Below are 14,201 nucleotides of genomic sequence, written 5' to 3' on the forward strand. Positions count from 1 at the left end.
CATGCTTTGCCCAACCCATCACGTGCACGTCCCCGCCGGGCACGGCCGGACGTTCGAGATCCGTGCCGGCCAGTACCTCACCATCATCGACACCGACGGACAGCAGGCGGCTGACTTCGTCGCCGTCGTGCTGGGCCAGCTCGAGGAGCAGTTGTCCCCGGTGCACACCCGCCGTCGACTCAATTCGCTGTTCTTCAGGGTCGGCGACTGCCTCTACTCCACCGCCGACGAGCCGCTGCTGGAAGTGATCGCCGACACCATCGGCGTCCACGATGCCAACGTGCCCGCCTGCGACCCGACCCGCTTCAGCGTCGATTTCGGTGTGGACGGCCACCGCAACTGCCTGGACAACCTGCACGAAGGGCTGGCCGGCTACGGCCTGCTGGCGATCAACGTACCGGAGCCTTTCAACCTGTTCCAGAACGGACCGGTGACCGCCGACGGCCGCATGCAGGTCACCGACCCCAAGAGCAAGGCGGGCGATCACGTGGTGTTCCGGGCGCTCAAGGACCTGGTCTGCGCCGTGTCCTCCTGTCCGCAGGACATCATTCCGGGCAATGGCCTGCACGTGACGCCCATCGATATCCGTATCGCCGACACCGCCCCCACCCCCGCCTGAGGACCGCCCCATGCTGTTGATGAAAGAACACCTCGACGAACGCGCGCCGCTGCCCGTGCAGCGTGTCGACGTCCGCGCCGGAAGCGCCGGTTCGATCGCCGTGAAGCGGGGTCAGTTGCTGCGCATCGAAGCCCGGGACGCCGGTGTGGTGGCCAGCCTCTTCGGCTTCAGCGAGAGGGATCCCATGGTGCATCTCTCGGTCCATCACACCCGGGTATTCAGTAACTCCTATGTCCTGGGCTCGGGCATGCGGCTGGTGAACAACCGGCGGCGCCCGGTGATGGTCCTGGGCCAGGACAGCCTGGGTACTCACGACCTGCTGCTGCCCGCCTCCACCAGCGCCTTCCTGCGCAGCCGCGGCTATGCGCAGACCGGCTGCGTCGAAGCGGTACAGGCCGAGCTCGCGCGGCTGGGTCGGCAACAGCCCAAGCTTCCGGACCCCATCAACCTGTTCATGCATGTCGCGCTGGAACGCGATGGCAGCCTGCATCCCCAGCCGAACCAGACGAGGGCGGGCGACCGGATCACCTGCCGCGTGGTGCAGGACATGCTCTTCGTCGTCTCGACCTGCTGCACCGGCATTCCCGGCAACGATCAGGTCGGCGCCGTGGTGCTTGCGGTCGCGGAAAGCCTGAGCGACTTCCCGGAGTAACCCGTGCTGGAACAGATGCTCAAGATCCTGCCGGAGCTGGGACCCGGATTGCTGGTCACGCTCGAGTTGACCTTGGCCGCAGCGCTGCTCAGCTTCAGCGTCGGTCACGTCATCTGGTGGCTTCGCCAACGCCAGGCCTGGCTGCCCAGCCGGCTGGGACGCCTGTACGTCAGCCTGATGCGCGGAACGCCCTCCATCGTCCAGCTGTTCCTGGTGTTCTTCTCGCTGCCGCTGCTCGGCCTGGGCGGCAAACCGCTGCTGGCAGCGGTGCTCGCGCTCGGCCTGAACAGCGCCGCCTATACCGCGGAGATCCTGCGGGGAAGTTATCGCAACCTGGCCAGCGGCCAGACCGAGGCGTCCCTGGCCCTGGGACTCTCCCGCCTGCAGTGCTGGCGCCACGTCCTGGCACCCCAGGCGCTGCGGAGCAGCCTGCCGGCGCTGGTCAACGAATTCACGCTGATCGTCAAGACCACGCCCCTGGCGTCCGTGATCGCCGTGACCGAGCTGACCTATGCCGGGCAGTTGATCATCGCCCGGACCTACGAGGCCGGACCGGTGATGCTGCCGGTCGTCGCCGGCTACCTGCTGGTGTGCTGGCCGATCCTGTTGCTCGCTCGGCGTCTGGAAGTACGTTTCGCCACCGCGAGGACCACCTGATGGATCCGGGCATCATCCTGGCCTACGCCCCGTCGTTGCTTGCCGGCCTGGCCTACACCCTGCAGCTTTCCCTGCTCGCGGCGCTGCCCGCCCTGCTCCTGGCTGCCCTGCTGGCCTGGATCCGGCTGCGCGGACGCCATCCTCTGCTGCAGACGCTGGCGCGTGGCTACACCGACCTCATTCTGGGCCTGCCGCTGCTGGTGCTGATCTATGTGCTCTTCTTCATCCTGCCGGAATACGGACTCACCCTGTCCTCGCCCCTCGTCGGGGTGACGGCCCTGACCCTGTATTACGGACCCTATCTCGCCCAGGTGCTGCGCGCCGCCTTCGCCGCCATTCCTCCCGGCCAGTTCGAGGCCTGCAGCGCCCTGGGAATGTCGCGCTGGCAGAGCTTTCGCCATGTCGCCCTGGCCCAGGCGCTACCCGTGGCCCTGCCCCCGGCGACGGGCCTGTTCATCGGCCTGCTGAAGGATTCGGCGCTGCTGTCGGTGGTCTCGGTCGAGGAGTTCATGTACGCCGCCAAGCAGGCCATTTCGGAAAGCTACGCCCCCCTGGAAATCTATCTCGCGGTCGCCTTGAGCTATTGGCTGGTCACGCTCGCCATCGATGCGGCCGCCGGCGCCTGGGAGCGCCGCCTCACCCGCCATCGCATCCACTAGTCACCCACGAGGTTCAGCCATGTCCCATCCCGCCGCTTCCATCGTCATACCCGCCGGTCACGGCAAGGCCGTCCGGCTACGCACCGGCCAGAGCGTGCAGGTCATCAATACCCACGGTACCCAGGTCGTCGATTGCTGGGCCTGGAACGCCTATGACCTCAACGAATACATGTGCATGGAGGCCACCCGGGTCTATACGCAGCACCTCAATCCCGTGGTCGGCGACAGCTTCGTCACCAGCGAGCGCCACCCGATCCTGACCGTGGTCGAAGACACCTCCCCGGGGGTCCACGATACCTTCATGGCGGCCTGCGACCGCCGTCGCTATGAATTGCTCGGGTGCAGCCACTACCACCGGAACTGCACCGACAACCTGGTCGAGGGCATGCTGGAACTGGGTGTCACACCGCCCCGGCGCACCCTCGCCTCCTTCAATATCTTCATGAACATCCGGGTACAGCCGGACAATATCCACCTGGACACCCTGCCCACGGTGACCCGTCCGGGTGACTTCATCACCCTGCGCGCGGAAATGGATTGCTTCGTGGCGTTCTCAGCCTGCCCCCAGGATATCGTCAGCATCCAGGGGGAAGGCGACAACACGCCCAAGGACGCCGAGCTGCGCATCCTCGACGACGCCTATCCCCACATCCCGCTCCGGGGCCCTTGGGTACCCGCACAGCTGGCAACACGGTTGGGCTGAGTCGCGATTGCCGGGCGTCACCTCGGGGGACGCCAGGCCCCACCGGCGTCCTGGTGGGCTACGCCCATTCGGCGATCAATCGGGCTGGCAGAAAGCTATCCGCGCTCACCATATCCTCAAAGTATCAAGCACCGACTTTTCATATATTTTTAATCTTCCAGCAAAGTCCTTAAGGTTCCCGTCGTGAGCGGCCACCGCCTCACGACGAAACGCGCCCAATAACAATAACGCGTCAAGGAATCTCACCATGCGCATGCCACCGCTAGCCCTCGAGGTCGGTACCGCCGCCCTCGCCTCCTTTCTACCCTCCGATGCCTTCGCCGAGTTCTTCGCCGACAGCAAGGCCGACCTGGAACTGCGCAACTTCTACTTCAACGGCGACTATCGCCAAGCCGGTGCCCGGCAATCCAAGCGGGAGGAATGGGCCCAGGGCTTCATTCTCGATTACGAATCCGGCTTCACCGAGGGGCCGGTGGGCTTCGGTGTCGACGCCCTGGGCATGCTCGGCCTCAAGCTGGATTCGGGGCCGGACCGGCAGAACACCGGTCTGCTGCCGGTGGGCGACCGGCGAGCGCCCGACGACTACAGCAAGCTCGGACTGACCGGCAAGGTGCGGGTGTCCAAGAGCACCCTGAAGGTCGGCACCCTGATCCCCCGGCTGCAGACCATCCGCAGCAGCAACTCCCGCCTGCTGCCGCAGATCTTCCAGGGCGCCCAGCTGGTGTCGAAGGAACTGGACAACCTCACCTTCAACGCCGGGCGGCTGACCCGGAACCGGGTTCGCAACGACAGCGCCAACGAGGACATGACCGTAGCGGGCAGCGGTATCAGGGGCGGCCGCGCGTCCGACCAGTTCGACTTCGCCGGCCTGAGCTACAAATGGAGCCGGCAGCTCACCACGGTCTACGACTACGGTCACCTCGACCAGAACTACGAACAGCATATGTTCAACGTGCTGCACGTCCTGCCGCTCGGCAAGGACCAGTCGCTGGAGACGGATCTGCGCTATGCCCGCTCGCGCAAGGACGGCGGCAGCAACGTCGACAACGATGCCTATGGCGCCAAGTTCACCTACAACCTGGGTCGCCATGCCTTCGGCGCCGCCTACCAGCAGATGCACGGCGAGACCGGCTTTCCCCATCTCAACGGCACCGATTCGTACCTGGTCAACTACGTGATGCTGTCGCCGGATTTCGCCAATCCGGGCGAGCGCTCCTGGCAGGTGCGCTACGACTACGACTTCGCGGCCTGGGGCCTCCCGGGCCTCGCCTTCATGACGCGCTATCTCAGGGGCGACCATTTCGACGGGCCCGGCGGTGTCGCCGGTCAGGAGTGGGAGCGCGATACCGAGCTTGAATACACCTTCCAGACCGGCGCGCTGAAGAACTTCAAGGTGCGTTGGCGCAATGGCAGCTACCGCAGCCATAACGACACCGAGCTCGACCAGAACCGCCTGATCCTCAGCTACACCCTGTCCCTACTCTGACCCCACCGCCGGCCGCGGACCGCGCCGGCCTCGATCCCCTCCCGACAGGACTTTCCTCCATGCCCGCTACCTCGCGTTTGTTGCCGCTCGCCCTGCTCGTCGCCCTGGCCGCCGGTACCCCGGCGCTGGCCGCCAACACCGCTGACGCCCCTTGCAAGACCACTGCCGAGTGCAAGGCCGAGGTCGCCAGGATCGGCGGCACCGTGACCCACGGTGGCACCCGCGCCGGCGGCGTCGAAGACCAGTTCGACGGGCTGAACCGCATCAACAAGGCCTCCATCGTGATGCTGACCGAGGAAGGCATCGTTACCCCGGAAATGGGGCGCAAGATCGCCAACGGGGTCGAGTTCGCCATCGACCAGGGTGGTCGGCCGGACGGCAAGCGACCCACCGACATCCTTCAGCTGGAAAAGATCATGACCGACAAGATCGGTCCGGAAGCCTCGCTGATCCACTCGGGCCGCAGCCGCCAGGACATCTACGCCACCTACCGCCTGGCGTCCCTGCGTAGCCAGGTGCTGGCCTACAGCGACGCCGTGAACGCGACCCGTCAGCGCCTGCTGACCCTCGCCGCCGCCAACGTCGATACCCTGGTGCCGGCCTATACCAATGGCGTCCAGGCGATGCCGATCTCCTACGCCCACTATCTGCTCGCCTACGTCGATTCCTTCGCCCGCGACGCGCAGCGCATCGCCCAGCTCTATCAGCGCCTCAACCTCAGTCCGATGGGCACCGCCGTGCTGGCCAATTCCGCCTATCCGCTGAACCGCGAGCGTCTCGCCGCCCTGCTCGGCTTCGATGGGGTGCGTCAGAATTCGCTGGATTCCAGCCAGGTCTCCACCTACGACATCCCCATCGAGGCGGCCGACATCGCCGCCTCCTCGGCGATTCGGCTTGGGGCGATGATCGGCGACATCCATACCCAGTACCACCAGATCCGCCCCTGGCTGCTGCTGGAGGAAGGCTCCACCTACACCAGCAGCGCCATGCCGCAGAAGCGCAATCCCGGACTGCTGATGCGCACCCGGGAAGCCGCCTCGGACACCATCGGCCTGGCGCAGACCATCACCCTGCGCGCGCACAACGTGACCACCGGCATGACGGACTACAAGTTCGCCTTCGACGACCTGAATTTCTATGACTCGGCCATCGGCATGTTCACCAGCATGGACCGCGTGCTCGACGCCCTGAAGGTCAATCCGCAGCGCGCCCTGGAAGAGCTGGAGAACGAATGGACCACCTCGATGGAGCTGGCCGACACCCTGGAGCGGGCGCACAAGGCGCCCTTCCGCATCGGTCACAGCTTCGCCTCGCTGATCGTCACCGAGGCGCGCGACGAAGGCTACACGCCCAAGACCTTCCCCTTCGCCAAGGCCCGCCAGCTCTACACCCAGGCCGCTGAGAAGTACCAGTGGAAGGAGACCAGCCTGCCGCTGCAGGAAGCCGAATTCCGCAATGCCCTCTCCCCGACCAGCATGGTCAGGACGCGGGTCGGCACCGGCGGTCCGCAACCGGCCGAGGTGCAGCGCATGCTCGGCGAGGCAAAGCAGGCCCTGCAGACCGATGTCGACTGGACCAAGGCCCGGCGGCAGTGGTTGGCCGAGGCCGACAGCGCGCTCGATCAGGCCTTTGCCAAGCTGCTGAAGCCGTGATCGCCTAGTGCCGTCCACGGGCGAGCGCCGCCGCCAGTCGCGGTCGGTCCAGCGTCCCCTGCCAGCGCGCCAGCGCCAGGCAGGCGACGCAGTTACCCAGCACGTTGGTGAGCGAGCGGCACTTCATCAGCCGCTCGACGCCCAGCAACAGGCCGACCGCCTCTACCGGCACGAAGTGCAGGATCGACAGGGTCGCTGCCAGGGTGAGGAAGGCCGAGCCGGCGACACTCGTCGAACCCAGGGTGGTGATCAGGCCGACGAGGAAGATCACCAACTGCGCGACCGACAGCTCGATCCCGGCGAACTGGGTCAGGAATAGCATCGCCACGGCAATGTATAGATTCGAGCCTGCCAGGTTGAAGGTGTAGCCGGTGGTCAGCGACAACCGCACCAGCTCCGTCGGGCAACCGGCGCGTTCGAGGCGGCCGATCAGCAGGGGCAAGGCCGCGACCGAGGAACCGGTCACCGCCACCAGCAGCAACTCGTGCTTCAGCCAGAGGATCAGGCGCAGCAGGGAAAAGCCACAGAGGCGCGCCACCAGCACCAGCACGCCGCAGATGAAACACAGGGCGGCGAGATAGACCGCGAGCAGAAACTTCAACAGCGGCCACAGGGAGGCGCCGCCATAACGGGAGACGGTGAAGGCCATGGCGCCAAAGGCGGCAAGGGGCGCCAGGCGGAGGAACAGGCGCAGCAGCCGCAGCATGAACGCCAGGGCCCGCTCGATCCCGGCGAGCCAGGAAGCGCCTCGGTCACCTAGGGTACGCAGGACGAGTCCCAGGACGATGGCCAGGCACAACACAGGCAGTATGGCGCTCTGGGTAAAGGCGCCCAGCAGCGTGCCTGGCAGGCTGTCGAGCAGACCTGGCATCGACGAGGGAGCAGCCGGCAACAGGGGGTCAGCCGGTTCGGCACTGCCCCAATTGATCGGTATCGGGCCAGGCGCGACGGCGCTGCCGGGATGGATCACCAGGCCGACGATCAGACCGACCAGCAGGGACAGCAGGGACAGCAGGGACAGCAGGGACATCACCTGAAAGTACAGCACCATGCGCGCCGCCATGACGCCGACGCCGCGGCCCAGGCGGGCAATGGCCGAGACGATCAGCGCGAACATCAGCAGTGGGACGGCCAGGCCAAGGGTACGCAGGAACAGATCGCTCAAGGGCTTCATGGCCGCGGCCAGCTCGGGACGCCAGAGGCCGAGCAGCAGCCCGCTGGCGAGCGCCACGCCTATCTGCACACTGCCGTTGCGAGCGATCCGCGCGATCATCCGGATTCCTGTCGTTATTATTGTGGGTGGCGCCAGACACCTTGCGTCCCATCCTAACCGATCGGTCATCCAGACCGGCGTCAGCGAGGTCAGCGAGCGAATGGAATTGCGACATCTGAGGTACTTCGTCACGGTGGCCGAGGAGCAGCATTTCACCCGCGCCGCCGCGCGCCTGCACATGCAGCAGCCGCCGCTCAGCCAGCAGATCCGGGCCCTGGAAGACGAACTCGGCTTCCCCCTCTTCCTGCGTCACCCCAAGGGCGTCGCCCTGACCGCCGGCGGCGCGGCCTTCCTGCAGGACGCCCGCGACATCCTGGCCCGGGTCGGCCAGGGCGCGCATCGCGCGGCACGGGTCGCCCGGGGCATCGACGGCACCCTGACGCTGGGTTTCACCAGTTCGGCGGCCGCCCATGCGCTGATCCCCCGCGTCATCCGCGCCTACCGGGAGCGCTATCCGGACGTGGAAATCGCCATCGCCGAGGACAACGCCCAGGGCCTCACCCAGCGGGTGGCGGAAGGCCGCCTGGACCTCGGCATCCTGCGCGCGCCGGTCAGCGCGCCGGAAGGCGTAACCTACCACCGCCTGCTCAACGAGGCGATGCTGCTCGCCTTGCCGAGTAATCATCGACTCATCACGGGGATCGGCGCAGCGGCGCTGGACAGCCTGGTGCAACGCGGACTGCCACTGGCGGCCCTGGCTGATGAAGCCTTCATCCTGGTGCGCAAGCCGGGCGCGCCGGGCATGTATGCCAAGCTGCTGGACGCCTGTCGCCATGCCGGCTTCGAGCCAAGGGTAGCCTTCGAAGTCGACCGCATGCTCACCAACCTGAGCCTGGTGGCGGCCGGCGCCGGCATCTCCGCGGTACCGGCGTCCATGACCGAACTGCACAGGTCCAGCATCTGCTACTGCCCCATCCTGGACGCCCGCCCCCGGCTGGCCGCCCCGATCACCCTGGCCTGCCGCGCCTTCAATCCCTCTCCCGCCCTGCAGAACTTCATCGTCCTGGCCCGGCAACTGGCGGGCAGACCGCAGCGGCGAGTGCGGGGCTGAACGCCGCGCAGTAGCCGATCTCCTCCTTGCGAACCTGGGAAACTGCCGGGTTATTCCGATCCGGGCATGGGCGGTTCGATGTGCCAGTCAACGACCGAGTGGGAGCCGCCTGACACCCTCACCCCAGCAACAGCCGGATCGCCCGCTCGATCCGCTCTGCGGCCTGAGCCTGCAGCGCCCTCGGATCATCGCCCAGCAGCGCCCGCAACTGATGCGGCGCGAAGACCAGATCGATGAACCCCTCGAGCAGCCGCTCGCTGTCGTCCGGCTGATCCGGGCCCGCCTCGATGGCCTGTCGCACCCGCAGGCGGCCGGCCTCCCAGCCGATCCGGGTCGCCTCGGCCGCTACTGCCGGAAAGCGATCGGCCGTGGCGATCACCAGGCGCATCATCGCCAGGGTTTCCGGCCGCGAGGCGTGCTCCAGCATGTCCTGACCGGCCAGCTGCAGACGCTCCGCGAGCGGCAGGCCGGAGGGCAAGGGCTCGATCTGCGGCAGGGTTCCCGAATGACGGCGGATCACCGCCTCGAACAGCTGATCCTTGTTGGCGAAGCGCGCATAGAGGCTGGCCTTGCCCGCACCGGCCAGCCGCGCCACCGCCTCGCAGGAGGTCCCGGCAAAGCCCTGGGCGAGGAAGAGTTCGAAGGCAGCGTCCAGCAGGCGGCGATCGACATCGCCGGCCTCTTCGCGACGGGGTCGCCCACCGCGTGGTTTGGTCATTTCGGTCATGGGCGAACCTTAAGCGGATTGACAGCGCCTGTAAACTGAACGATAACGTTCAGTTATTCGACTGCGCCCTTCCTTGAGGCTCTCCATGACCGATCTCATCCAGTCCTTTCCTATCCGCGTGCCTCAAGCCCAGCTCGACGGGCTGGCAGCAAGACTCAGACTCACGCGCTGGCCCGACCGCGAGACGGTCAGCGATGGCAGTCAGGGACCGCAACGGGAGCGCCTGCAAGCCCTGGTGGAACGCTGGAGCGGCGGTTACGACTGGCGGGCGGCCGAGACCCTGCTGAACGGGTGGGGCAGCAGCCGTACCGAGATCGACGGCCTCGGCATCCACTTCCTGCATGTGCGCTCTCCTGAACCGACGGCTACACCCCTGCTGCTCACCCATGGCTGGCCAGGTTCGGTGCTGGAGTTTCGCGAGGTGATAGGGTTGCTTAGCGATCCGATCGCCCATGGCGGTGAAGCCGCGGACGCCTTTCACCTGGTCATTCCCGCGCTACCCGGCTTCGGCTTCTCGGACCAGCCCAGCGAGCCTGGCTGGGGCGTGGGCCGTACCGCCCTGGCCTGGATCGAACTCATGCGCCGACTCGGCTACGGCGATCACTGGCTGGCCCAGGGCGGCGACTGGGGCGCCGCGGTGACCACCGCCCTGGCCCATATGCGCCCGGCGGGCCTGGCCGGCGTGCACCTGAACATGGTGATGTTCCAGCCCACTGCCCAGGAGGTCGCGGCGACCACGCCGGACGAGCAGCGGATGCTCGCCGACGCCGCCCGCTACGAGCGCGAATACTCGGGCTACATGAAGGTGCAGACCACCCGCCCGCAATCGGTGGGCTTCGCCCTGGCCGACTCGCCGGTAGGCCTGGCGGCCTGGATCTACGCCCTGTTCCAGGACGTCTCGGACACCGCGGGCGAACCCGAACGCGTCCTGCCGCTGGATCATCTGCTCGATGACATCATGCTCTACTGGCTGCCCAATGCCGGCGCCAGTTCGGCACGTTTCTACTGGGAGGCCAGGCGCGAGCTGGCGAACGGCATGCCCAGCGCGCCGCTGCCCCTGCCCGCGGGCGTCAGCATGTTCCCTGGCGAGCAACTGCGGCTGTCGCGCCGCTGGGCCGAGCGGCGCTTCGCCGATCTGCGGTTCTTCGCGGAAGCCGATCAGGGCGGGCACTTCGCGGCGATGGAAAATCCGCAGCAGTTCGTGGCGCACCTGCGGGAAGCCTTTCGGGCGATGCGCTGAGCGCGCGCTCATCTGCCAAGGGGCATTCAGGCATTCAGGCATTCAGGCATTCAGGCATTCAGGCATTCAGGCATTCAGGCATTCAGTGCCATGACCGCATAGAGTCCACCCTGTTTCATCAACTCTTCATGAGTGCCCTGCTCCACCAGTTGCCCAGCCTGGATGACCAGAATCCGATCCGCCTGCCTGACGGTTCTGAGGCGATGGGCGATGGAAATCAGGGTCCGCGGCCCCTGCAACGAGGCCAGGGCTGCGGCCATCGCCGCCTGGGTGTTGCTGTCCAGGGCGCTGGTCGCTTCATCCAGGACAATGATCGGTGGATCACGCAGCAGCATACGCGCCAGGGACAGACGTTGGCGCTCGCCACCGGACAGCTGATACCCCCGGTCACCGACACCGGCACCCAGCCCCTCGGGAAGTCTTCGCACCGTGGCATCCAGCTGTGCCCTTTCCAGCGCCCACCAGAGTTCCGCCTCGCTTGCGTCGGGCTTGGCGAAGCGCAGGTTGGCTTCGATGCTGGCGTTGAGCAGGAAGGTATCCTGGGTCACGATGCCGACCAGGCTGGCCAGCGTCGCAAAGCTCAGCTCGCGGATATCGATGCCGTCGTAGCGGATACAGCCCTGATCGGCGTCGTACAGGCGCGCGAGGAGATAGGAGATGGTGGTCTTGCCAGAGCCGGTGGGGCCAACCAGCGCCGTGTGCTTTCCGGCCGGTATGTCGAACGTCAGATCCCTGAGTACGACGCGGTCGCCATAGGCGAAACCGACGTTCTCGAAACGGATGCCCTGCTGGAAATCCTGCCGCGCAAGATTCGTCGGTGAGCTGGCCTCGACGACCGTCGCCGGCGTATCCAGGTAGCTGAACACCCGCGCCAGCAAGGCGCGTCCCTTGGCGAATTCGATCCGCGTTTCAAAGATCTCCAGCAGCGGCCAGAGCAATTGCTCCTGCAAGGCGATAAAGGCCACCAGGGTGCCAATCGACACCTGCAGCCCCAGGCCCATGAACAGACCGCCGCCCAGGAAGGTCAGCGCCGGCAGGAGATCCAGCGCCAGGAAGACGAGCGCGAATTCCCATTGTCCCGCCGTGCTGGCCTGGGTTTCCAGGCGCGCCAGCTGCGCGGAGTCACGCTGAAAGCGCTGCACGAGATAGTGCACGCGGCCCAGGGTACGCGACAGGATGATGCCGCCGGCCGACAGGGACTCGGCGATGTTGGCGGAAAGGTCCGCCACCTGCTCCTGTTGCCGGTAGGTCACTCGCTCCCGCAGCTGAGCGACGCGGCCATTGATCCAGACCAGCAGGGGAATGACGGCGAAGGACACACATGCCAGGCGCCAGTCCAGCAACAGCATCGCTACCAGGGTCGCCGCCACGACGCTCAGATGCCTCGCCAGATCCGTAGCGGAGTGGGTCAACAGGGTCTGCAGACCGGCGATGTCGCTGGACAGGCGCGCCTGCACCTCGCCCGCGCGGGTACCGGCGAAAAACCCCAGCGAGAGGTTCTGCAGGTGGCCGTACAGGCGGGTCCGCAGGTCGTGCATGACGCTCTGGCCCACCCGAACCGCGACATAGGTCTGGGTCAGGTTGGCGATGGCATTGAACAGCGCCACCCCGACCAGACCGGCGGCCAGACAGACCAGCAGCGTCAGGTCCTTTGCCGGCAAGGCATCGTCGACGATGCTGCGGATCAGGAAGGGACTGATCACGCCGCTGATCCCGGCGACCGCGATCAGCAACACCACCAGCACAAGTGCGGCCCGATGCGGAGCCAGTAGTTCGAGAATCCGCGCGAACGTGACATGACGCCTGGCCAGGTTGCCATAGTCGTCGAGGGTCTCGGTTTCAGCCGGCGACCGTGGGGAAGAAGAGGAACTGGACATTTGTTTGCTTTCAGGTCGGTCAGAGGAAGGAGCGGACTCGGGTCCGCGTCATCGGGTGCCAAGGAGGCCTTGGGCTGCTGCTGGTCAGGACGCGAGGGCGTCGGTCAGCCGGATGTCAAAGCGTGCGCCACCTCTTTCGCTTTGCGTCAGCGCCAGCTGCCCGCCCTGCTTTTCTATGGCGCGACGGCTGATCGACAGCCCCAGGCCAAAGCCTCCGGTAGCGCGATCCCGACTGCGATCCAGGCGATAGAAGGGCTCGAACACCCGCTCCCGTTCGCCCGGCGGAATACCCTCGCCATCGTCCTCGACAGTGATCAACAGAGCGTCGGCGTCGTGGCGAACGGTCAGCCAGACCCCACGCTGGCAATAGCGCAGGGCATTGCCAATCAGATTCTGCAACGCGCGCGCCGTGAGTCTTGGTGCCAAGAGGGCTTGCTCGGGCGCAGCGGCCATGTCCAGGCTCAAGGTGACGCCACGCCTTTCCTGTTCCTCGCCGAAATCCGCCAGGACGCTGTCCAGGAAGGCACCGAGCTTGAGTGCTTGACGCTCGGGTGGCTGCTGACTGGACTGCAGGCGGGCGTAGGAAAGCAGTTCGTTCACCAGCGCATCCAGTTCACGCACGTGGCGAACCTGCTGCTCCAGCTGTCGTTGTGTTTCAGCGGGCAGCGGGTCGGCCTGCATTAGGGCCAGGCCGAATTCCAGACGGAACAGCGGCGTGCGCAGCTCATGGGAGACCGCATTGAGCAGGTCGCGCTGCTGGACGATCAGGGTTTCGAGATCCTGGGCCATGTCATCGAAGGCCCGCGCCAGCTGGCCGATGTCCGAGCGCGGCGAGATCGCGGTACGCTCCTGCAGATGCCCCTTGCCTAGGCGCGCCGCCGTGCGCCTGAGCCGCTCGAGATCGCGCCAGTGCGGTCGCAGCCAGACATACAGACAGATGAGCAGCGCCGCACCGATCAGGGCGTTCATGGCCCAATACGTTAGGGCTATGTCGGTCGGAACCTCGGCGAAGCCGACCCAGAGGACGTGCCCGCCCGGCAGGGGGATCAAGGCCACGCTGGGATCGCCATCGTCGGTCAGGCGGACGCGTCGTTCGCCTTTGGCCAAACGGTGGCGCTCGGCGCTCGTCAACTGGGGATCGGTCTGTAGCCCCAGTTGCAAGGTGACGGGCGCGATGTCGGCGTTCAGCTCAGCCAGCAGCGCCGGCCAGCGGGCGAGCGGCGTTTCCACGAAGGTTCGCTCCACCAGTTTCAGCGGGCCATTCATCTGCTCCAGACTGACGCGGCTATAGCGATCACTGAACATCTGCTGCAGGGCTTCCGGGACCAGATAGCTGGCTGCGCCATAGGTCACCAGCAGCACGCAGTAGAGCCTTATCAAGATCTTGAGCATCTAGCAGGACTCGACGCCGCGGCGAGGTCTTACCTGAGGGTCGCGTCCGGACCGTTTTGCCAGCTTGAACGACGGCCAGCACGAGCCGTAGCCCGCGCCTTCCTGGTGCGGGCCAGGCAAGGTCACGAACGCGCATCGGCGACGCTGATCGGTGGCCACCGGCGCGGCGGGGATGGTGACGTTTTCGACGTTGAAAAAGAGTTTCACAGGTAG

General features: G+C 66.3%; 13 protein-coding genes. 9 read left to right on the forward strand and 4 right to left on the reverse strand.

Translation table 11 applies throughout. From position 1 onward, the window contains the following. Position 1 precedes the first annotated feature (1 nt). From QE393_RS10215 to QE393_RS10245, 7 genes are all read left to right on the forward strand, one after another. Entirely contained in the window at positions 2–619 is a 618-nt protein-coding gene (locus QE393_RS10215) for an urea carboxylase-associated family protein (protein ID WP_310043287.1), read from the forward strand. 10 nt (positions 620–629) lie between these two features. After that, positions 630–1,271: an urea carboxylase-associated family protein gene (locus QE393_RS10220; protein WP_310043290.1), complete on the forward strand. Its 642-nt coding sequence runs from the start codon at positions 630–632 to the stop codon at positions 1,269–1,271. A 3-nt stretch (positions 1,272–1,274) separates the two neighbouring features. Beyond that, positions 1,275–1,928, forward strand: coding sequence for an amino acid ABC transporter permease (locus QE393_RS10225; protein ID WP_273806165.1), 654 nt, complete (start codon positions 1,275–1,277; stop codon positions 1,926–1,928). Beyond that, positions 1,928–2,587, forward strand: a complete 660-nt coding sequence (locus QE393_RS10230) for an amino acid ABC transporter permease (protein ID WP_273806164.1) — start codon at positions 1,928–1,930, stop codon at positions 2,585–2,587. Before QE393_RS10225 ends, QE393_RS10230 begins: the two co-directional genes overlap by 1 nt. Positions 2,588–2,606: 19 nt before the next feature. Further along, positions 2,607–3,290, forward strand: a complete 684-nt coding sequence (locus QE393_RS10235) for an urea carboxylase-associated family protein (RefSeq protein ID WP_273806162.1) — start codon at positions 2,607–2,609, stop codon at positions 3,288–3,290. Positions 3,291–3,537: 247 nt separating this feature from the next. Further along, on the forward strand, positions 3,538–4,776 hold the full coding sequence (locus tag QE393_RS10240; protein WP_273806161.1) for an OprD family porin: 1,239 nt from the start codon (positions 3,538–3,540) through the stop codon (positions 4,774–4,776). A gap of 59 nt (positions 4,777–4,835) precedes the next feature. Continuing rightward, a complete protein-coding gene (locus QE393_RS10245) occupies positions 4,836–6,428 on the forward strand; it encodes an argininosuccinate lyase (RefSeq protein WP_273806160.1) in 1,593 nt (530 codons plus the stop codon). A gap of 4 nt (positions 6,429–6,432) precedes the next feature. Here QE393_RS10245 and QE393_RS10250 read toward each other — a convergent pair whose 3' ends face one another. Next, positions 6,433–7,701, reverse strand: a complete 1,269-nt coding sequence (locus QE393_RS10250) for a cation:dicarboxylate symporter family transporter (protein ID WP_310043292.1) — start codon at positions 7,699–7,701, stop codon at positions 6,433–6,435. Positions 7,702–7,801: 100 nt separating this feature from the next. Here QE393_RS10250 and QE393_RS10255 point away from each other — a divergent pair, with 100 nt between their 5' ends. Next, positions 7,802–8,752 carry a LysR family transcriptional regulator gene (locus QE393_RS10255; RefSeq protein WP_273806157.1) on the forward strand — a complete coding sequence of 317 codons (951 nt, stop codon included), beginning with the start codon at positions 7,802–7,804 and terminating at the stop codon, positions 8,750–8,752. A 118-nt stretch (positions 8,753–8,870) separates the two neighbouring features. Here QE393_RS10255 and QE393_RS10260 read toward each other — a convergent pair whose 3' ends face one another. Continuing rightward, positions 8,871–9,479 carry a TetR/AcrR family transcriptional regulator gene (locus QE393_RS10260; RefSeq protein ID WP_273806156.1) on the reverse strand — a complete coding sequence of 203 codons (609 nt, stop codon included), beginning with the start codon at positions 9,477–9,479 and terminating at the stop codon, positions 8,871–8,873. A gap of 85 nt (positions 9,480–9,564) precedes the next feature. Between QE393_RS10260 and QE393_RS10265 the strand changes: the two genes are divergently transcribed. After that, entirely contained in the window at positions 9,565–10,719 is a 1,155-nt protein-coding gene (locus tag QE393_RS10265; RefSeq protein WP_310043294.1) for an epoxide hydrolase, read from the forward strand. Positions 10,720–10,793: 74 nt separating this feature from the next. Here QE393_RS10265 and QE393_RS10270 read toward each other — a convergent pair whose 3' ends face one another. Together QE393_RS10270 and QE393_RS10275 are read right to left on the reverse strand one after the other, a co-directional pair. Next, positions 10,794–12,596, reverse strand: coding sequence for an ABC transporter ATP-binding protein (locus QE393_RS10270; protein WP_273806153.1), 1,803 nt, complete (start codon positions 12,594–12,596; stop codon positions 10,794–10,796). 84 nt (positions 12,597–12,680) lie between these two features. Beyond that, entirely contained in the window at positions 12,681–13,988 is a 1,308-nt protein-coding gene (locus QE393_RS10275; RefSeq protein WP_310043295.1) for an ATP-binding protein, read from the reverse strand. Between the last annotated feature and the right edge of the window lie 213 nt (positions 13,989–14,201).

It is taken from the genome of Pseudomonas sp. SORGH_AS_0211, assembly GCF_031453455.1.
GTDB lineage: Bacteria > Pseudomonadota > Gammaproteobacteria > Pseudomonadales > Pseudomonadaceae > Chryseomonas > Chryseomonas aestiva.

Bases quoted from the DNA above. Each gene is read 5' to 3' on its own strand.
- QE393_RS10230 (WP_273806164.1), top strand. From the start codon at position 1,928: ATGGATCCGGGCATCATCCTGGCCTACGCCCCGTCGTTGCTTGCCGGC.
- QE393_RS10235 (WP_273806162.1), top strand. From the start codon at position 2,607: ATGTCCCATCCCGCCGCTTCCATCGTCATACCCGCCGGTCACGGCAAG.
- QE393_RS10270 (WP_273806153.1), bottom strand. From the start codon at position 12,596: ATGTCCAGTTCCTCTTCTTCCCCACGGTCGCCGGCTGAAACCGAGACC.
- QE393_RS10260 (WP_273806156.1), bottom strand. From the start codon at position 9,479: ATGACCGAAATGACCAAACCACGCGGTGGGCGACCCCGTCGCGAAGAG.
- QE393_RS10220 (WP_310043290.1), top strand. From the start codon at position 630: ATGCTGTTGATGAAAGAACACCTCGACGAACGCGCGCCGCTGCCCGTG.
- QE393_RS10275 (WP_310043295.1), bottom strand. From the start codon at position 13,988: ATGCTCAAGATCTTGATAAGGCTCTACTGCGTGCTGCTGGTGACCTAT.
- QE393_RS10265 (WP_310043294.1), top strand. From the start codon at position 9,565: ATGACCGATCTCATCCAGTCCTTTCCTATCCGCGTGCCTCAAGCCCAG.
- QE393_RS10215 (WP_310043287.1), top strand. From the start codon at position 2: ATGCTTTGCCCAACCCATCACGTGCACGTCCCCGCCGGGCACGGCCGG.
- QE393_RS10245 (WP_273806160.1), top strand. From the start codon at position 4,836: ATGCCCGCTACCTCGCGTTTGTTGCCGCTCGCCCTGCTCGTCGCCCTG.
- QE393_RS10250 (WP_310043292.1), bottom strand. From the start codon at position 7,701: ATGATCGCGCGGATCGCTCGCAACGGCAGTGTGCAGATAGGCGTGGCG.
- QE393_RS10255 (WP_273806157.1), top strand. From the start codon at position 7,802: ATGGAATTGCGACATCTGAGGTACTTCGTCACGGTGGCCGAGGAGCAG.
- QE393_RS10240 (WP_273806161.1), top strand. From the start codon at position 3,538: ATGCGCATGCCACCGCTAGCCCTCGAGGTCGGTACCGCCGCCCTCGCC.